Origin of the sequence: Bifidobacterium merycicum DSM 6492 (assembly GCF_900129045.1) — a bacterium.
Taxonomy (GTDB): Bacteria; Actinomycetota; Actinomycetes; order Actinomycetales; family Bifidobacteriaceae; genus Bifidobacterium; species Bifidobacterium merycicum.
Window position 1 is genome coordinate 289,117 of the sequence record NZ_FQTX01000001.1, and the last position, 24,925, is coordinate 314,041.

The following is a 24,925-nucleotide window of genomic DNA, read 5'->3' on the forward strand; positions in this document are numbered from 1 at the left end:
TCCTCCCTGAATCCGGTTCCGATCGCCTTGCAAACGGTCGGCTGCATGATCGATTGACAAGTCGTTCCCCTGAAACGAACCTATCCTTCCATTATCGCCGGGATGATGCGATGAAGGCAACCGAAGGTTCCGCATTTGTGTAGAAAGCGAAGTACACATTTGTGTAGGTGATAAGGCATTCCGCCGAGAACAACCTATCCTTTCCTACAGGAAACCGAGAGGGAGGGATTATGCCGAACGGACGCCGTAATGTGCCGAAGCGTATCGCGTTGGTCGATAATGACGAATTGGCGTTGCGAGTGTTGGATTCGCTTGTTTCCGACCATTTACCGGGGTTGTACGTTGCCTGGCAGTCCACGTCAGGTCTTGAAGCGGTATCCGAATGTTCCGGGCAGAATGGGCACTACGATCTGCTGATGCTCGATATGTCGATGGAGGATATGCAGGGCGCATCGGTATGCAGAAGAATCCGTTGCAAGAACAGGTATCTGCCGATATTGGGCATGACGAGTTTCTCCCTGAACAGGTATAGGAACGCCATGATCGAAGCCGGAGCGCAAGGATTGATCGGCAAAGAGGACCTTAACCGGATGGCCGGCGCCATGGCGCATGCGCTCAATGGCGTGGTGATGGAAGGTTTCGAGACACCACAGGGGGCATACTATCGCATCCGGAACAGTGCGGAAGGGGCGCGGTTGACCCCGACTGAGGAGACGGTGATCGAATTGGCATCGAACGTGGGATTGCGGGATGATGAAATCGCTGAACGGCTCCACGTCGCCCCCGCGACGGTGCGTAAGCATATGCAGAACCTCACCAGAAAACTTGGATGCAGGACTTCACGTCAGGCCGTATCACTGTGGCTGCGTAACCATGAACACGATGGACAGTGAGGTGCATGCGTGATAAACATTCGACAACGGCTAAGCCATCCTTTCCGTTTGCTGTTACTGTTGATCCCCATCGTCAGTCTGTGCTCGTACCTGGTGATGGGTGATTTCTTACGTTGGTGGGTTCTGTTGCCCGCTTTGGTGCAGATCGTGTTGCTTGTGTTTGCATATTGGCATCCCAAGGTCGCGTTGTCCACGTTTCTTGTGGTGTCCGTTCTGGCTGATGCCCTGGTCGTGGATTTTCGCATGTATTCCCTCTACGGCATCGTTTTCGCGGCGGGGCTGCTCGCCTATGAAACTTCCAATGCCGTTGCCGTGGTGCTCGTCATTGCGTTGACTTCGGTACAGCTCATCGACACCCTGATTCCGGGATATGATCTTCGGCTGCGTAACGTGCCATCGTTCACGCTCATCTATGTGGTGGCCGTATTGATAGGACGCGGGCTGCGCTGGCGTGAACGTCGTTTCGAACGCGATTGGCAGGCGGAAAGGGACCGGGCACAAGCCGAACAGATGCGCCGCAATGCCGAGATCGCGGATCGTATCCACGATGCCGTCACCGGTGACTTGGCCCTGGCCGCGGTCATGAAACAGCAGGAAATGGAACGGGATGATTGCCCCAACCGTGACTTGTTGGTGCAGATCAACGAACGCGTCCAGATGGCCTTGGCCAACGTGCATAGGGTCATCGGACCAGCTTGATTCGGTCGATGGGGAGCATGACGCCGTTACCGTAGTCCAGCGTCAGTTGGTGGAGGGTTTGCGGGAATCCCTGCATGACGGGGATGAAAAGATGAAGTCGGCCGGTTTCCAAGGTGGGGGGGGGGAACGCTCAGCGTCATCGAATGTCCAAACGAACTCCCTCAGAAAACGCTTCAGCTTGTGCAGGGGCTGATACGCGAGATGTACGCGAACCTTGTCAAGCATGCGTCGCCTGATTCTCCGTATGAAGTGTTCGTCCTGTTGCATGAATCCTCCATCGAGATCACGCAGATCAATCGCATACGCTGCGATGGCCAAGCTCCTGTGCGGTCGGATGGCGGGCATGGGGTCGCGTTCTACGCCGATAGGATTTCGGATTTGGGTGGTGTCCTGACATCGGAGAACTTGGATGATGACTGGAACATGTATGCCCGCATTCCCGTGAAGGCAACGAAATAATGGCCGTGCCTTCTCAATTCAAAGGCGCGGCATATTCCGATATGTCTGGCGCATATACACAAATGAGGTAGGGGAAGATTGCGTTTTTAGGCAGTGGAGCGTGATACTGGCTGAAAACAGACAAGGGATCGTGCGGCATGGATGACGCAGGTTTCGCATGAACATCATCGGGGGACGAGCATGGGCAAACAGGGGAGCGATTCGAAAAATGGCGGTAGATCGCGGAGAAGCGGTCTTACTTGGACGTTGCTGGCCGTTGTCTTGTCCGTATGTCTCGCAGTCGGAGCGTGTGCGCTATGGCTTCCCGACCGTTCTCCGCAGCTATTGTCCGCAGCACGGGAGGTCACTTCAGCTCCAGCATCGGTTCAGGACTACAGCGGATCGCAGCAGGTGACGCTTGTGCCGACGGTTTCCGCCGACCGTGAACTCATCGGTAATGCGACGGGCACTGTAACTGATGACTGGTCCGCAGATGGACTTGCTTCCGGCAGAAGAGCCTACCGCGTCGACGATCGCTCCATAGTGGCCTTGAACACGGCGACACCCCTGTATCGAGATTTGCAGACAGGCGATAAAGGCGATGATGTACTTGCATTGAACAACGAGTTGAATCGGCTCGGTTATAACAGCGTCCCGGACTCGAATACATACTGGTGGGCCACTTCCGACGGGTGGCGTCAACTCATGGCGGACAACGGGAACGCATCGGATGGCTCGCTGAAACTCGCGGACACGATTTGGATTCCCGGCGATTCGGTGAATGTGGATTCGTGGAGCGCCGTCAAGGGAAGTGTGGTCGCATCGGATGCCGCGGTGGGCAAGGTTCCCGGAAATCTGACGAGACTAACCATCAAGAACGGTACCGCATCGTCCGAGGATCGCATCATCGTGGCATCCGGTGTCACGGGCACGTTGCCGGCGAATTCGACGGAGATGACGGATGATACGTTCCTGCAGCAAGTATCGGAAACGGAAGCGTATCGTTCGCTTTCGCAGGACGGGAAGAGCGCCGGCTTGGACGCCACGCTGACATTGTCCAAACCGCTGCGTGCATTGAGGGTTCCCGCCGGGGCGGTGTTCGGCATCAGCGGTTCCGACGGGTGCATCGTGCCGGAATCCGGGAAAACCAAGGGGAAGCCGATGTCGGTATCGATAGTGGGCAGTGAGCTTGGCGTGAGTATGATCACTTCGGATAGTGCGGATATCTCCGCGATTTCGACGATACGTATCGGCAGCGGCTTGGACGCGCTGCGATGCGGGTGATGGGCGGCGCCGTATGCGTGTCGAGATGAAGGGGTTAGCACATCGCTTCCCGGGAACGGATGTGCTGTTCGAAAACCTTGATTACACGGTCGAACCCGGTGTCACGGTGGCGGTGTGCGGTCCTTCCGGATGCGGCAAATCCACTCTGCTGTCGATTCTGGCCGGTTGGGAGAACCCATATAAGGGCGCGGTGGTTCGCGAAGGTGCGGAACGCATCGGTTGGGTGTTCCAGAATCCGTATGGAGTGGCGGAACGGACCGCGTTGGATCATGTGGTGTTTCCTTTGCTGGCGAAAGGGCTGCGTCGAAAAGAAGCCGAACCCGAGGCTCTGGCCGCCATGGACCTGTTCGATCTGGCTTATGCGGCGGGTCGTCGTTTCTCGGATCTCTCCGGTGGTGAGGCGCAACGTCTGATGCTGGCCCGTGCGGTGTGCTCAAGGCCGGATATGTTGCTTGTCGACGAGCCAACGGCGCAGTTGGATACACGTACGGCGCATTCCGTAAGCCATGTGCTGGGCAATCTTGCCGGGCAGGGGATGATCGTATTGGTGGCCACCCATGACCCGGATACGCGCGATGCGTGTGATCGTGTGCTCGATCTGGCGGATTATGCGCCGGGCGGCAAACGGTCCGGTGAAACGGAAGGTGAACGCGCATGAGAATACGGTCGGTGGTTTCCGAAGCGATGCGCAATATCGGCAGTGGTGTCAGTCGTGCATTCACGATGTTCCTCGTGATGCTGATAGCCGGCACGTTATTGGGTGGCTATGAGGCGATGAACGTGATCGGGTTGGAAACCGAAGCGAGCGAGCGTATCCGCTCCGATGCCGATGTGAAGTCCATCGTTGGCGGCGATGTCGATGGTGGTGCCTGCGATAGGCTTGCCGGCGTGCTCGGTGATAGCGCCTCGGCCGGGGCGATGCGTGCCGGTTCCCGCATTGTCATGCAGGCCACGCCGGGTAAGGATATTGCATCATATGAAGTGACTTCAGACATGCTGCGACTGATCGTTTCGGGGATGAGCGGCATGAGGGCCGATGCTTCCGGTGTGTGGATCTCATCCGATGTGGCTGGGGATTTCGGTTTGGCTTGCGGAAGCCTGATGCGCACCGATACCGGCACGGTACGTGTGGCGGGTGTATTCGATTGGCCCAATGATGGACGTGACACGCGGTTCGCCTATGCGGTGATTGTTCCCGTTTCCTCCGATGCGAGCATGTTCAACGAATGTTGGGTCAAGCAATGGCCGCAAAGCGAACAGTCGGAGAGCTTGCTGTACTCCACGTTGGTGGTGTCGGGCCGCGGCGGTGGCGGTGCCGGTGTGACGCAGGTGAACAGGGGATTCGATGCCCGTTACGATGCATGGGCTTCGTATATGAATCGGCAGACCAGATGGATGCCATGGGTTGGGTTTGCCGTCGGTGTGCTCGTCGGTGTGGTTGCGGTGAGACGTCGTCGCTTGGAATATGCCGGGGCGTTGCATTCAGGCCAAGGCAAAGGCTCGCAACTGTTGGGCATCATGATCGAAACGAGTATCTGGTCGGGACTGGCGACGTTGTGCTCATGCGTGCTGCTTGTCGCATACTGTGCGCGTATGGGTGGCTCCGACCCAAGCGGTGTGTTGCTGGGGGCGGTGCGTGCGCCGGTGGCGATGTTCGCGGGCTCGGTGACGGCTGCCGTGGCGGCGGGCGCGTTCGTTCGGCAAAGCCAGTTGTTCAGGTATTTCAAGAAGCGTTGACGCCCGGTGAACCGGCTGTAGGAAGCCGATGATTCCATGATGACACCATTTATGGTCAGCTTGACTATAAATGGTGTTACGCTGTTCCGCAGCAGGGAAAGACCCTGCCGTGAAAGGAACGGCCATGGGCATCGGCAATGTCTCGGAAAGGCGCTTGGCGCAACCGGGAATCGGCGTCTCCGTGGTGATTCTCGCGCTCGGCCCGCATGGCGACAGCGCGGCCAACGGAAGCAGCCGTCTGTGGCTGCCGCTGGTCCGCCGCGTCAGACAACCCTTCATGGGTTCCTGGGCGCTGCCGGGCGGCGACCTGCGCGTAGGGCATTCCCTGGAGGAATCAGCGTTCAAGGCCTTGGAATCCACCACCGAACTGCATCCGAAATATCTCGAACAGCTGTACACGTTCGGCGACCCCTCACGGTCGAGCGGCGGGCTTCCCATGGTCTCCATCGTGTATTGGGCGCTCGTCGGCGAAGCCGAAACCAAGGATTTCGCCGAAAAGGACAACGTCAAATGGTTCCCCGTCGACGATCTGCCGGATCTCGCCTTCGACCATCGACGCATCATCGACTACGCCCTGTGGCGCTCGCGCAGCAAACTCGAATACCCCGACATCGCCACCAAACTCGTCGGCGAGGAATTCACCCTCAGCCAGCTGCATGACGTGTACGAGGCTGTCACCGGCCAGCCGCTCGATTTGGCGAACTTCCGCAGGAAAATGCTTGCATCCGGGCATCTGGAAGACACCGGCAGGAAACTCCACGTGGGGCGCAGCCGCCCCGCGGCCATATACCGGTACCGGCATGACGGCGAGCCGCGCATGGAATTCACGTTCCCCACAACGGTGGAACACGGCAAACCGGAAACCCGCGCCGACGACGCGCTATCCGCGCTCATGCCGTCGTGACAGGGCACGGCGAGCTACATCGGAAATTTTTCGGCATCGACGCACCACAGCGCCATGCCGGCATCATCGTGAACACACCATATGAAAGGAACGCAGCATGACTGCAACACTCTCCTCGCCGTCCGTCGACGAAATCATCGCCAAGCTCGGCGCACAAAGCACCTGCGACGCCGGACTCACCCAGGATCCATGGCATTTCGACACCACCAAGCCGAGCTACGGACCCGGCGCATCCATGTTCGACCCGCTGCCAAGCAACGCCCCCAGACAGCAAGTGCTCCCGGAGGAATACCGCAACGCCTCCGACGAGGAACTGCAGGAACGCATCCGCGCGGCCAAATCCCGCCTCGGCAAGAAACTGCTGATCCTCGGCCACTTCTACCAGCGCGATGAGATCATCTGTCACGCCGACTTCGTGGGCGACTCCTTCCAGCTCGCCAAGAACGCCACCGAACGCCCCGACGCCGACCATATCGTCTTCTGCGGCGTGCATTTCATGGCCGAAACCGCCGACATCCTCTCCACGCCCGGACAGACCGTGACCCTGCCGAATCTCTCCGCCGGCTGTTCCATGGCCGACATGGCCAACATCGACCAGGTCGAGGAATGCTGGCAGCAGCTCGGCGAAATCTGCGGCACCAAGCCCGGTTCCGATGGTCGCCAGCAGATCGTGCCCGTCACCTACATGAACTCGTCCGCCGCACTGAAGGCGTTCTGCGGGCGCAACGGCGGCATCGTATGCACCTCCTCCAACGCGCACGCCGTACTCGAATGGGCGTTCGCCCGCGGCAAGCGCGTCCTGTTCTTCCCCGACCAGCATCTGGGCCGCAACACCGCCCGCGCCATGGGCATTCCGCTGGAGGAAATGCCGCTGTGGGATCCGTTCAAGCCCGCCGGCGGCGCCGAAGACCCGTCCGTGTATGCCAACGCCAAGATGATCCTGTGGAAGGGTTTCTGCTCCGTGCATCAGCGCTTCACCGTCGAACAGATCGAACGGGCCCGTAAGGCATACCCCGGCGTGAAGGTCATCGTGCACCCAGAATGCGCGATGGACGTGGTCGACGCGGCGGACGGCACCGGTTCCACCGCCTACATCGTCAAGGAGATCGCCAACGCCCCGGCCGGATCCGCCGTGGCGGTCGGCACCGAAATCAACCTCGTGAACCGTCTCGCCGCGCAATACCCCGACAAGACCGTGTTCTGCCTCGACCCCGTGGTCTGCCCGTGCTCCACCATGTACCGCATCCACCCGGCCTACCTCGCATGGGCGTTGGAAAACATCGAACAGGGTAACATCGTCAACCGCATCACCGTGGACGACACCACTGCCCGTGACGCCAAGATCGCCCTGCAGCGCATGCTGGAGGTGCACCCGTGATCGTCGTGATCGGCGCCGGCATCGCCGGACTGTCCGCGGCGCTTGCGGCCGCGGGGGATAAACGCGTGGGGGCGGAAGGCCTCACCGCATACGGGAACGCGAACATCGCCGGGGGCGACGCCTCAGATGACGTGCTGCTCGTCTGCAAGGACGAATTCGTGGAATCCAACACCTACCATGCCCAAGGCGGCGTGGCATGCGCCATCTTCAGCGATGACGATCCGCGGCTGCACGCCGAGGACACCATGGCCGCCGGTCACGGATTGTGCGACCGTACCGCGGTGGACGTGCTCACCGACGAGGGGGCGCGCCACGTGCGCGAACTTATCGCCGCCGGATGGCATGTGGATCGCGGCGAGGACGGTTCGGTGCTGCGCGGGCTAGAAGCCGCGCACTGCCGTTCCCGCGTGGTGCACGCCGGAGGGGATGCCACCGGCAAGGTGCTCGAACTCGATGTGAGCGCCATGGTCCGTGAGAATCCGCGCATCCACGTGCTCGAACATGCGTTCCTGAACGATCTGATCATGCGCGACGGGCACGTTTCCGGCGTGCGGCTTACCGTGCGGGGCGCGGACGGCGAAGCCGAATCCCGCACAATCGACGCGACGCGCGTGATTCTCGCCACGGGCGGTGCGGGCCGACTCTACCCGTACACCACCAACCCCGCAGTGGCCACCGGCGACGGACTGGCCGCCGCACTGCGTGCCGGAGCACAGGTCACCGACCTTGAGTTCTACCAGTTCCACCCCACGGCCATGGCCATCGGCGAACACTTCCTCGTCTCCGAAGCCGTCCGCGGCGAAGGCGCGGTACTGCTCGACGAGCATGGGCACCGGTTCATGACCGACGTGGACCCCAGGGCCGAACTTGCGCCGCGCGACGTGGTGGCATGCGCCAACTTCCGCACCATGCAGGCGCAGGGCGGCAAGCCGGTCATGCTTGACGTTTCGCCCATGGCCAAGGAGAACCCCGATCTGGCGGCGTTCCTACGCCACCGATTCCCGACCATCGACGCATACACGCGTTCCCTCGGCTTCGACTGGAGCAAGGAGCCGATTCCGGTCGCCCCCGCCGCGCACTACTGGATGGGCGGCATCCGCACCGACCTGTTCGGACGGTCCAGCATCCCCGGCCTGTATGCCGCGGGCGAATGCGCGCGAACCGGCGTGCAAGGCGCGAACCGTCTCGCCTCCAACTCGCTGCTTGAAGGACTCGTCTACGGGTACCGCGCGGGACTCGCCACGGTGCGTGATGCGGACGATGCCGTATGGCAGCCGCAAACCCTTGACAACAGTGCGATTACGGGCCTGCCGGTCGCCCAGGAGCCGATGGTGTTGGATATGCCCGGCCATGACGGCGGCAACGCCGATGGCGACGGTGCGGGCGCGAGCGTATGGGACCGCGGGCGCATCGAGAACGAGATGTGGAAGCATGTCGGCGTGCTGCGCGACCATGACGGGCTTGCCGCAGCGGTGACGGATCTTGCCGGTGCGCTCGCCGAAGCGAACGCCGCGGTGCCCGCCGCAGTGCCCGCCGCAGTGCATGGGTCCGGTGTTTCGGGCGCCGCCTCGTATGCCGATCGCATCGCCATGCTCGAGAACCGTAATCTGCTCACCGTCGGATACGTCGAGGCCGTCGCCGCGCTGAACCGTTGCGAATCGCGCGGTGCGCACACCCGCACCGACTATGCGACGGTCAATCCGACCATCGCGCATTCCATCGCCTACCGTCTGAAAGGAACGTCATGCTGACCCGTCAGGTCATCCGTAAGGCCGTGGAGGCCGCTCTCGAGGAGGACGCGCCCAACGGTGACATCACCTGCGCCACGACGATTCCGCCGCAGGCACGGGGCGAAGTGCGTCTCGTCGCCCGCGAGCGTGGCGTGATGAGCGGCATCGACGTGTTCGTCGCGGCATTCAAGGCGCAGAATCCCGAAACCGTGGTCATGCAGGCGATCGCCGATGGTGACCGTTTCGAACCGGGGCGGACGCTCGCCACCGTGAGTGGCCCGGTGCACGACCTGCTCACCGCGGAACGCGTGGCGTTGAACTTCACCCAACGCATGTGCGGCATCGCCACCATGACCGACACGTTCGTGGCCGCGGCCGACCAGGCGAGAACCCTGCCCGGGTATCGCGCCCCGCGCACCTACGCCGCCCCGCGCATCGTCGACACGCGCAAAACCACGCCCGGACTGCGCCCGTTCGAGAAATACGCGGTCGTTTGCGGCGGTGGGCACAACCACCGGTATGGGCTGTCCGACGCGGTGATGGTCAAGGACAACCACTTGGCCGCGCTCGCCGAGCAAGGCATCGACATGGCCGGCGCGATCAGGCATATCCGCGAACAGGTGGGGCATACCACGCATATCGAAGTGGAAGTCGACCGGCTCGAACAGATTCCGGCGGCGCTTGACGGCGGTGCGGACACCATCATGCTCGACAATTTCACGCTTGAGGATACGTGTGCCGGCGTGGATATGATCGACGGTCACGCGATTGTGGAGGCCAGCGGCACCATGACGGTGGAACGCGTGCCCGAAGTGGCGGCCACGGGCGTGGACGTGATCTCCGTGGGCGCGTTGACGCATAGCGTACGCAGCATCGACTTGGGATTGGATTGGGTGCGATGAGTGGAAACGAGGCAGCGGACGAACTGTATTTGGACGCGGCATCCACGGAACCGGTGTCACGCGATGTGATCGAAGCCATGATGCCGTTCCTCACCGAGGCGTACGCGAATCCGCTGAGCGTGCACCAGCCGGGCAAAACCGCGGCGCGTGCGCTCAGTGCGGCCCGCGCCTCGCTGGCCGCCGATCTGGGGGCGCGCCCGGATGATGTGATCTTCACTTCGGGCGGCACCGAATCCGACAATCTCGCCGTCAAAGGCATCGCCATGGCTAGGATGCGCATGCTGCGCGACCGGTACGGTGAATCGGTGAAACCGCGCATCCTCATCTCCGCGATCGAACATCCCGCCGTGGCGCAGTCGGCGGACTGGATGGAACGCTGGTTCGGCGTGGAAGTCGTGCGCATCCCCGTCGACGAACAAGCCCATATCGATATGGCGGCGTTGGAACGTGAACTCGCACAAGGCGATATGACCGACATCGGCAACGGCGAACACGAAACGGCCGGGCAGGGGAGCGGAAGCACACTCGCCCTGACCAACCGCACGCTGCTGGTATCCGTCATGCTCGCCAACAACGAGGTCGGCACCATCGAACCCGTCGACGAGATCGCCCGCATCACGCACACCCACGGCGTACCCGTGCACGTCGACGCGGTGCAGGCGGCCGGGCAGATCCCGATCCGCATGCGCGACTGGGATGTGGACGCGCTGAGCATATCCGGGCATAAGTTCGGTACCCCGAAAGGGCTCGGCGCCTTGCTGCTGCGCGGCCGCACGCCGGTCGAACCGGTGCTGTCCGGCGGCGGGCAGGAGCGGGGATTGCGATCCGGCACGCAGAACGTGGCCGGTGCCGTGGCGCTCGCCATCGCGTTGCATGAATCGAATGAGCGTATGGCCGGGCGATACCGGGCGTTGGCGGAGTCGCGCGACAGGCTGATGGATGCCGTGCTGCGCGTCGAGCCGAGGGCGCAGGTGACCGGTGACCCGAAACGCAGGCTTCCCGGTCACGCGTCGTTCGTGTTCCCCGGCCTGTCGGGTGAGGCTCTGCTGGTCGACTTGGATGCTCGGGGCATCGCCTGCTCATCCGGTTCGGCGTGTGCGCTCGGCCGCCATGAGGCGCCCGCCACGCTGTTGGCCATGGGATTCACCGCGCCGGTCGCGAAATCGGCGTTGCGCATGACCTTCCGCACGCCGCTTACACCCGAGCAGGTCAACCGCGTCGCCGCGGCCATCGAGGAATCCTGCCATTCGCTCACCCACGCGCACCCCTCCGCGCCTGCGGGCGCACGGTGATCCCGTGATGCCATGTCGCCCGCCGAAACGATCATCGGTCGATTCGGCGGGCGACATGCGTTCCAGTATTCCGTTATTGCGCCGTTTTACGCCCGATCGGCATCGAACAGCTTGGCGTCGAACAGCCACGAACGCAACGCCGCGATCTCCCCATCGTCGATGCCATGACCCAGGCCGGGGCACACATGGTGGAACAGTCTGCCGGTCCGCGCGAGCACCTCATGCGCATTGCGCTGGTCATCGGCGGGAATCGTATGATCCCCATCCCCGTAACACAACGCGAACCGGGTGGAGCCATCTATGGTCTTCGCATCCTCCTCGCCCTTGAACGATGGGCTCATCAGCACCGCCGCATCGAACATGTCGGGATGTTCCAACACCATGCGATACGACAGATACCCACCTTGGGAGAAACCGATGAGCACCTTGCGGAAGCGGTCATAGACGGGGGAGTGCAGCAGTTCCACCCCCGCCTCGCCCACGTGGGTGCATTCACGCCGGCGCTCCGCCACCCCGCAGCCATCCGGATACCAGTAGCTGCCGCCGGTGAACGGCCTGTCATACGTGCCGTGGAACGACAAATAGTTCGGTTCACGGCCCGTGCCCGCATACAACGCGTCGATGACGCGGATCATCTCATGCTCGTCGTTGCCGAACCCATGGAAGCCGAGCAGCAGCACATCGTCATCGTGTTCGACATCGACGCTCGCCATCATCCTGAGCCGTACGCCGTGACGGCCATTTCCAGCATGATCGGTCAATCGGAACCTCCCTCGAACATGCGGGACGCGAACGGCGCGCAAAGCCCGGAACCAAGCGGCCCGCACGGGCGCTGTCGCATTACCTCGCTAGTATTGGCTCGGTTTATGTGTAAGTGCAGATAATCAATCACGTACCGAACATTACGCAACAAGAACAGTAATACTAAGAGAGGTTTCGATGGCGGTTCGCGGCGATATTCGAAATGTAGCGATTGTGGCACACGTCGATCACGGCAAGACCACGCTGGTCAATGCCATGCTTCAGCAGTCCCACGTGTTCAACGAGCGTGAGGAAGTGCCGGATCGTGTGATGGATTCCAACGATCTGGAACGCGAGAAGGGCATCACCATCCTCGCCAAGAACACCGCCGTGGAATACAACGGCCCGATGGCCGCCAAGTACGGCTGCCCCGACGGCATCACCCTCAACATCATCGACACCCCCGGCCACGCCGATTTCGGCGGCGAGGTCGAGCGCGGCATCTCCATGGTCGACGGCGTGGTCCTGCTCGTTGACGCCTCCGAAGGCCCGCTGCCGCAGACCCGTTTCGTGCTGCGCAAGGCCCTCGAAGCCAAGCTGCCGGTCATCCTGTGCGTGAACAAGGTCGACCGTCCCGACGCCCGTATCGAGGAAGTCGTCGGCGAAACCTCCGATCTGCTGCTCGGTCTGGCCGATGATGTGCAACACGAAGGCATCGACCTCGACCTCGACCAGCTGCTCGAAATGCCGGTCATCTACTGCGCAGCCAAGGCCGGTTACGCCTCCACCAACCAGCCCACCGACGGTGGTCTGCCGGACAACGACAACCTCGAACCGCTGTTCGAAGCCATCATCTCCACCATCCCCGCCCCGGAATACGAGGAAGGCGCACCGCTGCAGGCCCACGTCGCCAACATCGACTCCTCCGACTTCCTCGGCCGACTCGGCCTGGTCCGCATCTACAACGGCACCCTGGAGAAGGGCAAGACCTACGGTCTGAGCCGTGTGGACGGATCCATCGAAAACTTCCGCGTGTCCGAACTGCTGCGCACGCAGGGTCTGGACCGCCTCCCGGTCGAATCCGCGGGCCCCGGCGACATCGTCGCCGTCGCCGGCGTGAACGACATCATGATCGGTGAAACCATCGTCGACCCCAACGATCCGAAGCCGCTGCCGCTCATCCACGTCGACGACCCAGCCATCTCCATGACCTTCGGCATCAACGACTCCCCGCTGGCCGGCACCGAAGGCAAGGACCACAAGCTCACCGCCCGCATGATCAAGGATCGTCTGGACCGCGAGCTCATCGGCAACGTGTCCATCAAGGTGCTGCCGACCGACAGACCGGACGCTTGGGAAGTCCAGGGCCGTGGCGAACTCGCCCTGGCCGTGCTCGCCGAGCAGATGCGCCGCGAAGGCTACGAGCTGACCGTCGGTCGCCCGCAGGTGGTCACCAAGACCATCGACGGTGTGATCAATGAGCCGATGGAAAACACCACCATCGACGTGCCGGAAGAGTACATGGGCACCGTCACCCAGCTCATGGCCGACCGTAAGGGCCGCATGGACAACATGACCAACCACGGTTCCGGCTGGGTGCGTCTGCAGTTCACCGTGCCGTCCCGTGGCCTGATCGGCTTCCGTACCGCGCTGCTGTCCGCCACCCGCGGCACCGGCATTTCCTCCTCGCTTTCCGCAGGCTACGCCCCGTGGGCCGGCGCCATCACCATCCGCCAGAACGGCTCCATGGTGAGCGACCGTCAGGGCGTCGCCACCCCGTACGCCATGCAGCGCCTGCAGGCTCGCGGCAACTTCTTCGTCGAACCGCAGTCCCCGGTGTATGAAGGCCAGGTCGTGGGCGTGAACAACAAGCCCGACGAGCTCGACGTGAACATCACGCTGGCCAAGCACATGACCAACATGCGTTCCGCCACCGCCGACGTGCTGGAAACCCTGACCCCGCCGATCAAGATGAGCCTCGAAGAGTCCTTGGACTTCGCCAACGAGGACGAGTGCGTGGAAGTGACCCCGGAGTCCATCCGCGTGCGCAAGATCATCCTCAACCGCGAGGACTGGTACAAGTGGCGCGCCAAGCAGCGTCGGCAGAACGCTCAGAACAATAAGTGATCTGAGCATTCTGAGTGAGGCGTAAGGCCTCTTCCCGTATGGGAAGAGGCCTTTTGTTGTTCATGGTCCGTTGTTCCCGGAACGCGAACGTTCTCGCCCACCGGCGGTAGAGTCAGGGGTATGAGTCGCAGGAACAACGAATCCCTGATGCCCTGGTCGCATCGCCAAAGCCCGTTCATGCAGATGTTCATCACCATGCTCGCCGGGGCCGCCAGCGCGTTCATCGGCACCATCGCGCACCGCATGGGTGCGTTCATGAACATTCCCTACGGGCTGGTGATCGCGCTGCTCATCCTCGGCATATCCACCTGGTGCGCACGGGCCCGCATGGGCTCCACCGGCATCGGCGTGCATCTGATCGCATCCTCCATCACCGCATGGGGCGTGGCCATCTGCGGTGTGAACGGCAGCGCCCTCACCCCGGTCGGCTTCTCCGGCAGCGTGCCGTTCTTCAGCCAGAACGTGGGATACCTATGGCTGTACGGGCTGGTCGTGCTTCAGGTCATCATGCTGTTCCTGCCGCGCAAGTGGTTCATGATCCCGCCGCGCAAGGAATACACGACGGCCGCGAAACGCACGTCACGACCGTGACGTTCCGCCCCGCATCGCGGTTCGACGCCGCGCAACGGAACAATACCGGCGCGCGCACGCGACGCGCGGTACGGTGATGATATGACCCATAAGCAACTGACCTATCTTGGGCCGGAAGGCACCTTCACCCATCAGGCCGCCATCGAGGCGGGCAACCTCCTGACGGAACAGTACGGCATCGACACGCCGGAACTGGTGGCCGCACCCGATGCGCCCGCCATCATGACCTCGGTGCAATCCGGCGAATCCTGGGGCGTGATCGCTTGGGAGAACAACGTCGAAGGGTATGTGATGCCCAATCTCGACGCCCTGATCGACGCCCATGACGCCGCCGGACTCGCACGCGTCGGCGTCGACATCTCCTTCAACGCCTTCGTCACGCGCGGCGCTTCGCGCGATATCGACGGCCTGACCGTCAGCGCCCACTCGCATGGGCTCGCGCAATGCAAACGGTTCATCGCCGACCATCATCTGAAACCCACGCCAGCATCGTCGAACGCTGCCGCATGCCGTGACCTGCAACCCGGTGGTGTGGCCCTCGGCCCGCGCATCTGCGGCGACCTGTACGGCCTCGACCTGGTGGAGGAGCGCGTGGACGATTTCGACGGCGCGCACACCGATTTCCTCGTCATCGCCCCGCGCGACGACGTCATGGCATACTCTTCGCGGGCGCGGGAACGCGAATTCGAAACCGTGATCACCTTCATCCCCCTGGCCACAGGCCCGGGCGTCGTCGCCAACTTGTTGGACGTGCTGCGCGACTGCGGGCTGAACATGACCAGTCTCATCTCACGCCCGATCAAAGGCCATGACGGTACCTACAGCTTCATCATCACACTTGACGCCGCGCCTTGGGAACCACGGTTCCGCGACATGCTCGTCGAAGTCGCGGAACACGGCGATTGGGCGAAAACCATCGCCGTATACCCGCGTAGGGAACGGCCGAATCCGCCGGTCGACTCGTGGATGCTGCCCGAAGGCGGCATCAGGCTCGACTCCTCGAAACTGGAATCGGATTGGCAGTCGGAACAACGCGCAAGAAGGGAATTGCTGTGGTAGAGCAGGTAGGCATCATAGGACTCGGACTGATCGGCGGTTCACTGGCGCGCAGATTGAACGAGCGCGGCATCGACGTGACCGCATGGAACCATCGTCCGCACCCGTATGCGGCGGCGTGTGCTGAAGGCATCCGCTGCGTCGACACGTTGCGTGAACTCGTCGCCGCGGGCCCGCAGGTGCTGGTGCTGTGCAATCCGTTGAAAGCCATGCCGGCGATCCTGGACGAACTTCAACCGCTACTGGCCGCACACCCCGAGATCACGCTCACCGACGTCGGCAGCGTCAAAGGCATGGTGCGCGAACAGGTCGAACAGGCCGGACTGGGGGAGTGGTACGTCGGCGCACACCCCATGGCGGGCAACGAACTGTCCGGCTGGACCGCCGCCGACCCCAGCCTGTACGACGGGGCATTATGGGCGATCACCGTCGACGCGAACACGGCTTACGAACGTTTCCTCGCCGTCGCCGAACTCATCGTCGAGGATTGCGGCAACCGTCTCATTGTATTGGACGACGCCACGCATGACCGCGCGGCCGGACTCATCAGCCATATGCCGCACGTGGTGGCCACCTCGCTCATCAACGAGCTGGTCGGCAACCGTGACCGCAACATCGCCGCGGCGCTCGCCGCCGGATCATGGCGTGACATGACGCGTGTGGCGCTCACTGATCCGAACCGCACCCGCGCCATGGTGGAGGAGGATCGGGTCAACGTCGAACACCTGTTGCGCAGCATGGCCGAGCGACTGACTGCGGTGGCCGACGAACTGCGTGACGGCGACGCCGACGCGTTGGGGGATTTCTTCACCGAAGGCCAGCCGTTCCGCGACTACAAGGCGGCGAAAGGACAGGACGGCGGCGAACTGGCCATTCCCGAACACGGGTGGCGGCAGGCGCTGCTGGAATCCGCACGTCGCGGCGAAGCCATCATCGGTTTCATCGACGAACATACCGTGCGGCTGCGCGTCCACGCGATGTGACGCGGCGTTCATACGGAATATGGATTGGGGGCTGGCCTCCCGGCGATGCCGGGGACCAGCCCCCATCGAAGTGCGGGCGATCGGCTACTTTTTCTCCCGCACCACGTGTGGACGTTCCGGAATCGGTTTCAACCGGGCGATGGTGTCCGCCTCGATCCGTACGCGCTGCGCCGGGCGCGAGCCATTGGCGGCGGCATCGCGCATCAGTTCGAGCGTATAGCCGTTCCATGATTCCACGTGCCCCACGTAATCACGGAACTTGGTGCGCCCGTCCTGCGGGTCCACCCCTTCGATCACACGCACCACGATGCGTGCGCCGGTCGGAATCTCACGAGGTAAAGCCATGAGGAGCCTCCTTACTCCGAAGCGACGGCGTCAAGCACCGGTGCCTTCAACGCACGGCGTGCGGGAGGCAGCGAAGCGAGAACGCCTATACCTATCGACAGTAGCAGGAACACGCCGAGTTGTCCCCACGGAATCGCCAAATGCTCCATGCCGCTGGACCTGTAGGTCTGTTGGATCACCACGCCGGCCGCGGTTCCCGTCACCAGTCCGAGTACCGTGCCGAGCACCGAGATAAGTGCCGCTTCGATGGCCAACATGCCACGGATCGTCGCCTTGGACGTGCCGATGGCGCGTAGCAGGCCGATCTCGCGTGTACGTTCCGACACGCTCAGCGACAGCGTGTTCACGATGCCGAAGATCGCGATGACGATGGACAAGGCCAGCAGCGCGTACAGCACGATCAGCATCTGATCGACGAGCGAACTCACCGTGGACTTGTATTCGTCATGGTTCTTCACGCTCAGCACGTAATACGGTTTCGTCTGCTTGAGAATCTTCGCGCGCAGTCCGTCCACGTCGGAACCCTTGCGTGCGGTGACGAACAGCATGATGGTGAACATGGCCTCCTTGTTGGTCAGCTTCTCCGCCTGTTCGTCGTTCATGAGCACCATGGTGCGGTAGATCGAATTGGAGATGACCGCGCCGATGCGTTTGACGGCCTTGGTCGGTTCCTCGCGTGTTGTGATCAGCGTGGACGGGTCGACGTTTCGGGCGTCGTCGACGACCTTCTGCGCTTCGTCGCCTTTGGCCTTCGCTCCGGCGACATCGCCCTGCGCGAGCAACGCCTGCGCCTCGGCCTGCAACGCCTGGGCATTGGACTGCACCTTCGCCTGGTAATCGGCTTGCGCCTTCGCCGTGGCATCCTTGTCGACCACCACGCGCTTGCCGGTGATCGTGACCTTGTCGCCGAGCTTCCAGCCGCGATCCTCCATGAGCTTCTCGCCCACGACGAGCTCGCCCGCGCGAAGCGCCTTGTCGGCATCGCCCTGGGTGGACGTGGGGTCCATCACATCGGAGAACACGGTGGGCTGTTCGGCGAACGCCATGGCCGACTTGCCGTCGAATTTCACGCTCGGCATCATGCGGCTGACGGATACGGATTTCACATCCTTGATGCTTGTGATGCCTGCGACGGCCTTGTCCGGAATCCGTCCGTTGTTCGAATAGACGATGTAATCGGTCCGCAGTTCGTTGTCGATGAGGCCCGCCACGGAGGCGTTCACCGAGGATGCCACCACGCCGAGGCAGCTGACGATCGCCACGCCTACGAACAGTGCCGCCGCGGTGTTCGAGGTGCGGCGCTTCTGTCGTGAAAGATTACGCATCGCCAAACGTCCGGCGACGGGGAACAGCAGGGAGGGAAGCCAGCCGAGCAACACGCTTGCCGCATTCACCAGGGCCGGGCCGATCATGATCACGCCGATCACCACGCAGGCGGCGCCAATGCCCAGCGTCCAACCGGTGCCGAGCATTTTCGCCAGCGCATTCACCGGGGCGAACGGTGTCGGATCGCCGCTGCCGGATGCGCCGATACGCCAGCACAACACCCACGACGCCGCGCCGATCAGCGTGACGACGGTGCCGGCCACGGCACGCGGCACCACGGACGGCTCCGGATTCACGGTTTCGTTCATCGCCTGGATCGGCGGGGCCATCGCGGCCCTGCGTGCGGGAAGCGCCGCGCCGATCACTGCCACCGCGACGCCGACCAGCAATCCGACGAGCATATCGTTCGGCGTCGGCGCGACCGAACCGGTCAACGGCATGCCGATGCGGGCCAGCAGTGTGGCGATGGCCTTGACCATACCCCAGCCGAGCGCGATGCCCGCCACGGATCCGGCCAATCCCAAGAGCAATGCCTGGATGATTACGGTGAGGAACACCTGCCCGCCGGACGCGCCGATCGAACGGAGCAGCGCATACCCGCGCATGGATTCGCGCACGATCATGGAGAAGGTGTTCGCGATGATGAACGAGCCGACGAACAGGGCGATCACCGCGAAGATGAGGATCAACGGCTGGATGAAGCCCAGCATCTCCTTATTGCTTTTGGAACTTTCGTCGCGCATCTGGTCGCCGGTGATCGCATGCGCCTTCGCCGAGGCGGGAAGCGCCTTGTCGATGCGGTCGGCGAGCTCGCGTTGCTGGTCGGCGTCGAGCGGTGAACCACCGTTGGCGGAGCCATACACGTTGATGGTCTGCGTGCGGCCGCTTTGCCCGCTGCTCTGCTCGCATAGATCCTTGACCACGCTGCCGGGAAGCCCGATAAGCAACGCGCCGGCCTGCGAGGATTCGGTGGAGAACACACCCACGACCTTCACATCCTCGGGGCCGGACGGGTAGACGAGTTTGGTGGTGTCGCCGACATGCAGACCGGACTGTTCGACGGCGAAGGAATGCAGGGCGACCTCATGGCGGTTCTTCGGCCATCGGCCCTCATCGAGCCGCGCGGAACGCCATGCTTTGCCGTCGACCCCGGTGGTGCTGCCGGACATGCCGCCCGAAACGGCGTTGCCGTCCTTGCCGACCAACGTCAGCCTGCCGCTGATCGAAATGTCGGTGCTGACGGAATCCACGCCCTTCACCTTGCCGATGACGGATACGAGCGAGGTGTCGATGTCGTTGTATGCCGTGGTGCCGGAGGAGGAACCGGAATCGGATGAATCCTGATCCCCGTCCTGCTGTTTCTCGGTGCCGCGCACGTACACGTCATGGTCGGCGTTGGTGGCCATCATCTCGTCGACCTGATTGTTGAGCATCTCGCGGAAGCAGAACGAGCCGACCACGAACGAGACGCCGAGCGCGATGGCGACGATGGATAGGAGAAAACGTGAGAAATGGGCGCGTGCGTCGCGCAGGCCTACTCGAATCATGCGGCGGCACCGTCCCCGGATTCGGCGGGCACGGCGGCGTTCGCGTCGTCGCCCATATCATCCTCATCATCCGCGGCGAACACCTGCAGGATTTCCTGATACGTCGGATGATGCAGGTCGCGCGTGATCGCGCCGTCCGCAAGCACCAGCACACGGTCGGCATACGATGCGGCACGCGGATCATGCGTCACCATCACGATGGTCTGCCCGTATTCGCTGACGGAATGCTTCAGGAATCCCAACACCTCACGGCTGGTACGCGAATCGAGATTGCCGGTCGGTTCGTCCGCGAAGATCACACTCGGACGCGCCATGATCGCGCGGGCGCACGCCACGCGCTGCTGCTGGCCACCCGACAGCTGGCTCGGCCGATGGGACAGGCGCTCGCCCAGTCTGACCACATCCACGACCCTGTCGAACCATGCGCGGTCGATGGGTTTCTTCGCGATCTGCAACGGCAGCAGGATGTTCTCCTCCGCGGACAGTGTGGGAACCAGATTGAACGACTGGAAGATGAAGCCGATCTGCTCGCGGCGGAAGCGCGTCAGCTGGCGTTGGTTCATCGAGGAGACTTCAAGGCCCTCGACCTCGACCCTGCCGGAAGTGGGCTTGTCAAGCCCGGCCATGCAATGCATGAGCGTGGATTTACCCGATCCGGACGGTCCCATGATCGCGGTCATTTCACCACGGGCGAAATCGACGCTGAGATGATCGAGCGCCTTCACCTGGGCGTCGCCCACACCGTACGTCTTGACCAGGTCGATGGCCCTCGCCACTACGGAATCGTCGCCGGAAGCGCGCTGATCGATGTGATGTGTGCCGTATCTTGCCATGTCTCCCTCGATTGCATGATGGCGAAACGCCCTACGGATATGTCATTGCCGAGTTTATATGCAGGTGTGCTGGATGTGCGGGTAAGGTGGCCGCTATGGGCGATTGCATATTCGAAGGGCTGGTCGACGGGTTCGAGGCCTATCTCAAGGCGAATCTGGGATTGAGTGAGCACACGTTGAAGGCGTATCGCACTGACGTGCTCGATTGCCTCGTGTACTTGCAGGAGCACGGCATACGCGCCCTCGACGAGATCACCACCGATGATCTGCGTGCCTGGATGGGGAAGCGCTCGCCGTCCCACGCACGTAGCAGCATGGCTCGTGGCGTCGTCGCCGTGCGCCGGTTCTTCGCCTGGGCGTATGAGCATGGCGCGACGCGCTCCGACCCCGCATCAGCGTTGATGACGCCGAAGATTCCGGGCGTCCTTCCCGTGGTGCTGTCCGAGGATCAGGCAGGACAACTCATGGATCGCGAGGAATGCGACGTTGCTGCGGATCCGGCCGACCCGAAAGCGCTGCGTGACGCGGCGATCCTCGAACTGTTGTATGCCACGGGTATTCGCGTGGCCGAACTCGTGGGACTTGACACGGGTGACATTGACTTCTCCAGCCGTACGGTCAAGGTGACCGGCAAGGGCGACAAGCAGCGCGTGGTGCCGTTCGGCCTTCCCGCCGCGAAGGCGCTGGAGACGTGGCTGGAACATGGCAGGCCCCGCGTGCTGGCGTCCCGTTCGGGCAAGGGCGGCGTGCCGGACGATGCTCGTGACGCGCTGTTCCTCGGCACGCGCGGCGGCAGGTTGGATCAGCGGATCGCACGTCGTGTGGTGCACGACGCCGCGCGGGAGGCCGGTGTGCCGGACATTGGCCCGCATGCTCTGCGGCATTCGGCGGCCACGCATCTGCTGGATGGGGGAGCGGATTTGCGTGAAGTGCAGGAGATGCTGGGGCATTCCTCGCTTAAGACGACCCAACGGTATACGCATGTCTCCATTGAACAGCTGAAGTCGCGCTATCGTCAGGCGTTTCCGCGGGCCTGAATCGCGGCCTCGGCGTTGTCGATGGTTTCGGCGTTGTCGTGTGCTTCAGCGATGTACCGATTGGAACGGAAGGCCTTGTTCGTTTACAGCGAAGTTATGGGGACTTCGAAAAGGGTGTGCCGTACCACTACCCGTCTGTCTTCGTCGTGGGACACAATGGAGACAGTGTCAAAGGGGCTGGATGCTCGGCAATGGAACGTCGTGCACCCGCCCCTTCGCATTCAGGGCGTCGACCATGCGCCCGCATCGAATAGGAGAAACATATGAAGAACAAGGCATTCGCCGTAGCGGCCGCTGTGTGCGCCGCCGCGATGATGCTCGGTGGTTGTGGCGCCGGCAACGGCTCCAGCTCTGCCAGCGACAACATCATCACCGCGTATAATTCCGAACCCCAGAAGAACCTGATTCCGGGCAACATCAACGAGACTGGTGGCGGCAAGCCCGCCGACCTGCTGTTCGCCCGTCTGGTGTCCTTTGACGCCAAGGGCAACGCGTCCAACGAAATCGCTGAATCCATCACCCCGAACGCTGACGCCACCCAGTACACCATCAAGCTGAAGGACTGGAAGTTCGCCAACGGCCAGACCGTGAAGGCCGAGAACTTCACCAAGGCCTGGAGCTACGTCGCCAACGCCAAGAACGCCATGCTGTGCTCCTCCTTCTTCAACACCATCGCCGGCTACGACGATCTGCAGAAGACCAGCGGCCTCAAGGGTAACGAGCAGCTGAGCGGTCTGAAGGTCGTCGACGACAAGACCTTCACCGTCACCCTGAACCAGCCTGATTCCGTGTTCCCGCTGAAGGTCGGCTACACCGGTTTCGCCCCGCTGCCCGACTCCTTCTTCAAGGATGCCGCCTCCGCCAAGGCCTTCGGCCAGAATCCGAAGGACGGCTGCACCGGTCCGTACGTGTTCGACCACTGGGATCACAACAAGGAGATCGCCATGCTGAAGAACACGGATTACAACGGTAACCGCAAGGCTCAGAACGATGGCGTGACCTTCAAGGTCTACACCTCCGACACCGCCGCCTACGCCGACGTCCAGGCCGGCAACCTCGACGTGATGGAAGTCGTCCCGGCCGCCCAGACCAAGACCTTCGAGAAGGATGCCAAGGTCCAGGCCTACAACAAGGCCGGTTCCGTCATCCAGACCTTCACCATCCCGTCCAACCTCGAGCACTTCCAGACCAACACCGAGGAAGGCCAGCTGCGTCGCCAGGCCGTCTCCATGGCCATTGACCGTTCCGCCATCACCTCCAAGGTGCTCTCCGGCACCGGCACTCCGGCCTTCGACTTCACCTCCCCGATGACCCCGGGGTACTCCAAGAGCCTGAAGGGCAACGACGTGCTGAAGTACAACAAGGCCAAGGCCAAGGAACTGTGGGCCAAGGCCGACGCGATCTCCAAGTTCAGCGGCAAGCTGACCTTCTCCTACAACGCTGATGGCGGCCATGAGTCGATCTACAAGGCTATCGTCAACTCCATCAACAACACGCTGGGATCTGAAGTCGCTGCCACCAACCCGATGCCGACCTTCAACGAGTTCCGTGACGCGGTCACCAACCGCAAGATAGCCGGCGCCTTCCGCACCGGCTGGCAGCCTGACTACCCGTCCGCCGAGAACTACCTGTTCCAGATCTTCGATTCGAAGGCCGCGGACGGCAACGGCTCCAACGACGGTGATTACAAGAACGCCGAGTTCGACGCCCTGCTGGCGAAAGCCTACGCCACCACCGACACCGACGAAGCCAACAAGCTGTACCAGCAGTCCGAGGAGATCCTCCTCAAGGAACTGCCGGCCTTCCCGGTCTACAACGCGAACGCCTATGGTGTTGCGTCCAAGAACGTGAAGAGCGGTTTCGCCATGAACTGGCAGAACCTGCCGACCTACGAGAAGATGAGCAAGAAGTGATGCTTCTTCCGTGATCGGATTCCAAGGGCGAGGGCCGGATGGTCCCCGCCCTTCTTGTTTCCGGCGAACCCGTGGCGCTACGGGCCTGCGCACAGGCGTCCGCCAGTGGCACTGAACGCCAAGTCAGTCCATGCGGTAGACTGTCACAGTATTTATTGACCGCGCATGAAGTAACGCCAGGTGAAGCGGAACGATGCCGCCGGTGCGTGCGTGGTTATGGAACAAGGAGTTTCTATGGGCAAGTATCTTCTGCGCCGAGTGCTGCAGGTGATCCCCGTGGTTCTCGGCACGACGTTGCTGGTGTATGCCCTCGTCTTTGCCCTGCCCGGCGATCCCGTGAAGGCGATGTTCGGCGACAAACCCGTCAATCCCGCCGTCGAGGCTCAGCTGCGAGCTGAATACAATCTCGACAAGCCGTTCATCGTCCAGTACTTCATCTTCCTGAAGAACGCGCTGACGCTCGACTTCGGCAAGACCTTCTCCGGTCAGCTCGTCATCGACGAGATCGGACGCGCGTTCCCCGTCACCATCAGGCTCGCGCTGATGGCGTTCGTGTTCGAAGCGGTGTTCGGCATCATCTTCGGCGTCATCTCCGGTCTGAAGAAGGGCAAGTGGTACGACACCGTCATTCTGATCGTCTCCCTGCTGCTCATCTCCGTGCCGACCTTCGTCACCGGCTTCCTCGGCCAGTACCTGTTCGGCATCAAGTGGAGCATCCTCCCGGTCACCGCCGGCAACGACCCGACCTTCATCGACCTGCTGCTGCCGGCGATGGTGCTCGGATCGGTGTCGATGGCGTACATCATCCGACTCACCCGTTCTGAAATCTCCTCGAACATCGCCGAGGATTACGTGCGCACCGCACGCGCCAAGGGCATGAGCAACAGGCAGGTCATGCTGCGCCACGTGCTGCGTAACTCCCTGATCCCCGTGGTGACATACCTCGGCCAGGACATCGCGGCCCTCATGGGTGGCGCGATGATCTCCGAGACCATCTTCAACATCCACGGCGTCGGCTGGCTGACCTACCAGAGCATCCTCAAAGGCGAAGGCAACCTGGTGGTGTCGATCGTGACGCTGCTCATGCTGATCTTCGTGGTGTGCAATCTTATCGTCGATCTACTGTACGCGGCGCTCGATCCGCGTATCCGCTACGCCTGATTCGGAAA

General features: G+C 62.3%; 21 protein-coding genes. 17 read left to right on the plus strand and 4 right to left on the minus strand.

Going from position 1 to position 24,925, the window contains the following annotated elements:
* Window positions 1-230 precede the first annotated feature (230 nt).
* The 10 genes from BUB29_RS01170 (at window position 231) to BUB29_RS01220 (ending at window position 11,257) form a co-directional block, all read left to right on the plus strand.
* A complete protein-coding gene (locus BUB29_RS01170; protein WP_033523647.1) occupies window positions 231-893 on the plus strand; it encodes a response regulator transcription factor in 663 nt (220 codons plus the stop codon).
* A gap of 9 nt (window positions 894-902) precedes the next feature.
* Window positions 903-1,592, plus strand: a complete 690-nt coding sequence (locus tag BUB29_RS01175) for a sensor histidine kinase (protein WP_143155113.1) — start codon at window positions 903-905, stop codon at window positions 1,590-1,592.
* 1,143 nt (window positions 1,593-2,735) lie between these two features.
* On the plus strand, window positions 2,736-3,314 hold the full coding sequence (locus BUB29_RS09990; protein ID WP_234945669.1) for a hypothetical protein: 579 nt from the start codon (window positions 2,736-2,738) through the stop codon (window positions 3,312-3,314).
* A gap of 13 nt (window positions 3,315-3,327) precedes the next feature.
* The gene (locus BUB29_RS09470; RefSeq protein ID WP_033523651.1) at window positions 3,328-3,972 is read left to right on the plus strand and encodes an ATP-binding cassette domain-containing protein; all 645 of its coding nucleotides are present in this window, start codon (window positions 3,328-3,330) and stop codon (window positions 3,970-3,972) included.
* Window positions 3,969-5,051: a hypothetical protein gene (locus BUB29_RS09475; protein ID WP_033523653.1), complete on the plus strand. Its 1,083-nt coding sequence runs from the start codon at window positions 3,969-3,971 to the stop codon at window positions 5,049-5,051. Before BUB29_RS09470 ends, BUB29_RS09475 begins: the two co-directional genes overlap by 4 nt.
* Window positions 5,052-5,175: 124 nt before the next feature.
* The gene (locus tag BUB29_RS01200) at window positions 5,176-5,955 is read left to right on the plus strand and encodes an NUDIX hydrolase (RefSeq protein ID WP_033523655.1); all 780 of its coding nucleotides are present in this window, start codon (window positions 5,176-5,178) and stop codon (window positions 5,953-5,955) included.
* A gap of 97 nt (window positions 5,956-6,052) precedes the next feature.
* Window positions 6,053-7,333 carry a quinolinate synthase NadA gene (gene nadA / locus BUB29_RS01205; protein WP_033523656.1) on the plus strand — a complete coding sequence of 427 codons (1,281 nt, stop codon included), beginning with the start codon at window positions 6,053-6,055 and terminating at the stop codon, window positions 7,331-7,333.
* Between the two features lie 104 nt (window positions 7,334-7,437).
* On the plus strand, window positions 7,438-9,084 hold the full coding sequence (locus BUB29_RS01210; protein ID WP_051915081.1) for an L-aspartate oxidase: 1,647 nt from the start codon (window positions 7,438-7,440) through the stop codon (window positions 9,082-9,084).
* The gene (gene nadC, locus BUB29_RS01215) at window positions 9,078-9,965 is read left to right on the plus strand and encodes a carboxylating nicotinate-nucleotide diphosphorylase (protein WP_033523660.1); all 888 of its coding nucleotides are present in this window, start codon (window positions 9,078-9,080) and stop codon (window positions 9,963-9,965) included. The genes BUB29_RS01210 and nadC overlap by 7 nt, the downstream gene beginning before the upstream one ends.
* Window positions 9,962-11,257, plus strand: coding sequence for a cysteine desulfurase family protein (locus tag BUB29_RS01220; RefSeq protein ID WP_033523661.1), 1,296 nt, complete (start codon window positions 9,962-9,964; stop codon window positions 11,255-11,257). Before nadC ends, BUB29_RS01220 begins: the two co-directional genes overlap by 4 nt.
* A gap of 86 nt (window positions 11,258-11,343) precedes the next feature.
* On the opposite strand, the gene BUB29_RS01225 is transcribed toward BUB29_RS01220, so the two are convergent.
* The gene (locus tag BUB29_RS01225) at window positions 11,344-11,973 is read right to left on the minus strand and encodes an alpha/beta hydrolase (RefSeq protein ID WP_033523663.1); all 630 of its coding nucleotides are present in this window, start codon (window positions 11,971-11,973) and stop codon (window positions 11,344-11,346) included.
* A 223-nt stretch (window positions 11,974-12,196) separates the two neighbouring features.
* Here BUB29_RS01225 and typA point away from each other — a divergent pair, with 223 nt between their 5' ends.
* From typA to BUB29_RS01245, 4 genes are all read left to right on the plus strand, one after another.
* Window positions 12,197-14,125 (plus strand): translational GTPase TypA, encoded by a 1,929-nt coding sequence (typA, locus tag BUB29_RS01230; RefSeq protein ID WP_033523665.1) that lies wholly within the window; start codon window positions 12,197-12,199, stop codon window positions 14,123-14,125.
* Window positions 14,126-14,245: 120 nt separating this feature from the next.
* Window positions 14,246-14,716, plus strand: a complete 471-nt coding sequence (locus BUB29_RS01235) for an alcohol dehydrogenase (protein ID WP_051915021.1) — start codon at window positions 14,246-14,248, stop codon at window positions 14,714-14,716.
* An 81-nt stretch (window positions 14,717-14,797) separates the two neighbouring features.
* On the plus strand, window positions 14,798-15,775 hold the full coding sequence (locus tag BUB29_RS01240; protein ID WP_033523666.1) for a prephenate dehydratase: 978 nt from the start codon (window positions 14,798-14,800) through the stop codon (window positions 15,773-15,775).
* On the plus strand, window positions 15,769-16,755 hold the full coding sequence (locus tag BUB29_RS01245) for a prephenate dehydrogenase (RefSeq protein ID WP_033523667.1): 987 nt from the start codon (window positions 15,769-15,771) through the stop codon (window positions 16,753-16,755). Before BUB29_RS01240 ends, BUB29_RS01245 begins: the two co-directional genes overlap by 7 nt.
* An 84-nt stretch (window positions 16,756-16,839) precedes the next feature.
* Here BUB29_RS01245 and BUB29_RS01250 read toward each other — a convergent pair whose 3' ends face one another.
* From BUB29_RS01250 to BUB29_RS01260, 3 genes are read right to left on the minus strand one after another with little or no spacing between them, the layout of a single operon-like run.
* On the minus strand, window positions 16,840-17,100 hold the full coding sequence (locus BUB29_RS01250; RefSeq protein ID WP_033523669.1) for a DUF6725 family protein: 261 nt from the start codon (window positions 17,098-17,100) through the stop codon (window positions 16,840-16,842).
* 11 nt (window positions 17,101-17,111) lie between these two features.
* Window positions 17,112-19,973: an ABC transporter permease gene (locus BUB29_RS01255; protein WP_033523670.1), complete on the minus strand. Its 2,862-nt coding sequence runs from the start codon at window positions 19,971-19,973 to the stop codon at window positions 17,112-17,114.
* A complete protein-coding gene (locus tag BUB29_RS01260; RefSeq protein WP_033523672.1) occupies window positions 19,970-20,806 on the minus strand; it encodes an ABC transporter ATP-binding protein in 837 nt (278 codons plus the stop codon). Before BUB29_RS01260 ends, BUB29_RS01255 begins: the two co-directional genes overlap by 4 nt.
* Window positions 20,807-20,901: 95 nt before the next feature.
* Between BUB29_RS01260 and BUB29_RS01265 the strand changes: the two genes are divergently transcribed.
* The 3 genes from BUB29_RS01265 to BUB29_RS01275 all read left to right on the plus strand — a co-directional run bounded on the left by BUB29_RS01265 (window position 20,902) and on the right by BUB29_RS01275 (window position 24,917).
* Window positions 20,902-21,843: a tyrosine recombinase XerC gene (locus BUB29_RS01265; RefSeq protein WP_033523673.1), complete on the plus strand. Its 942-nt coding sequence runs from the start codon at window positions 20,902-20,904 to the stop codon at window positions 21,841-21,843.
* 263 nt (window positions 21,844-22,106) lie between these two features.
* Window positions 22,107-23,756 (plus strand): peptide ABC transporter substrate-binding protein, encoded by a 1,650-nt coding sequence (locus BUB29_RS01270; RefSeq protein WP_033523675.1) that lies wholly within the window; start codon window positions 22,107-22,109, stop codon window positions 23,754-23,756.
* Between the two features lie 234 nt (window positions 23,757-23,990).
* Entirely contained in the window at window positions 23,991-24,917 is a 927-nt protein-coding gene (locus tag BUB29_RS01275) for an ABC transporter permease (RefSeq protein WP_033523676.1), read from the plus strand.
* The last annotated feature ends 8 nt before the right edge of the window (window positions 24,918-24,925 follow it).

What these genes read in the sequence shown, in the direction of transcription:
- BUB29_RS01170 (WP_033523647.1), top strand. Translation starts at nt 231, where the DNA reads ATGCCGAACGGACGCCGTAATGTGCCGAAGCGTATCGCGTTGGTCGAT.
- BUB29_RS09990 (WP_234945669.1), top strand. Translation starts at nt 2,736, where the DNA reads ATGGCGGACAACGGGAACGCATCGGATGGCTCGCTGAAACTCGCGGAC.
- BUB29_RS09470 (WP_033523651.1), top strand. Translation starts at nt 3,328, where the DNA reads ATGCGTGTCGAGATGAAGGGGTTAGCACATCGCTTCCCGGGAACGGAT.
- BUB29_RS09475 (WP_033523653.1), top strand. Translation starts at nt 3,969, where the DNA reads ATGAGAATACGGTCGGTGGTTTCCGAAGCGATGCGCAATATCGGCAGT.
- BUB29_RS01200 (WP_033523655.1), top strand. Translation starts at nt 5,176, where the DNA reads ATGGGCATCGGCAATGTCTCGGAAAGGCGCTTGGCGCAACCGGGAATC.
- nadA (WP_033523656.1), top strand. Translation starts at nt 6,053, where the DNA reads ATGACTGCAACACTCTCCTCGCCGTCCGTCGACGAAATCATCGCCAAG.
- nadC (WP_033523660.1), top strand. Translation starts at nt 9,078, where the DNA reads ATGCTGACCCGTCAGGTCATCCGTAAGGCCGTGGAGGCCGCTCTCGAG.
- BUB29_RS01220 (WP_033523661.1), top strand. Translation starts at nt 9,962, where the DNA reads ATGAGTGGAAACGAGGCAGCGGACGAACTGTATTTGGACGCGGCATCC.
- BUB29_RS01225 (WP_033523663.1), bottom strand. Translation starts at nt 11,973, where the DNA reads ATGATGGCGAGCGTCGATGTCGAACACGATGACGATGTGCTGCTGCTC.
- typA (WP_033523665.1), top strand. Translation starts at nt 12,197, where the DNA reads ATGGCGGTTCGCGGCGATATTCGAAATGTAGCGATTGTGGCACACGTC.
- BUB29_RS01235 (WP_051915021.1), top strand. Translation starts at nt 14,246, where the DNA reads ATGAGTCGCAGGAACAACGAATCCCTGATGCCCTGGTCGCATCGCCAA.
- BUB29_RS01240 (WP_033523666.1), top strand. Translation starts at nt 14,798, where the DNA reads ATGACCCATAAGCAACTGACCTATCTTGGGCCGGAAGGCACCTTCACC.
- BUB29_RS01250 (WP_033523669.1), bottom strand. Translation starts at nt 17,100, where the DNA reads ATGGCTTTACCTCGTGAGATTCCGACCGGCGCACGCATCGTGGTGCGT.
- BUB29_RS01255 (WP_033523670.1), bottom strand. Translation starts at nt 19,973, where the DNA reads ATGATTCGAGTAGGCCTGCGCGACGCACGCGCCCATTTCTCACGTTTT.
- BUB29_RS01260 (WP_033523672.1), bottom strand. Translation starts at nt 20,806, where the DNA reads ATGGCAAGATACGGCACACATCACATCGATCAGCGCGCTTCCGGCGAC.
- BUB29_RS01265 (WP_033523673.1), top strand. Translation starts at nt 20,902, where the DNA reads ATGGGCGATTGCATATTCGAAGGGCTGGTCGACGGGTTCGAGGCCTAT.
- BUB29_RS01270 (WP_033523675.1), top strand. Translation starts at nt 22,107, where the DNA reads ATGAAGAACAAGGCATTCGCCGTAGCGGCCGCTGTGTGCGCCGCCGCG.
- BUB29_RS01275 (WP_033523676.1), top strand. Translation starts at nt 23,991, where the DNA reads ATGGGCAAGTATCTTCTGCGCCGAGTGCTGCAGGTGATCCCCGTGGTT.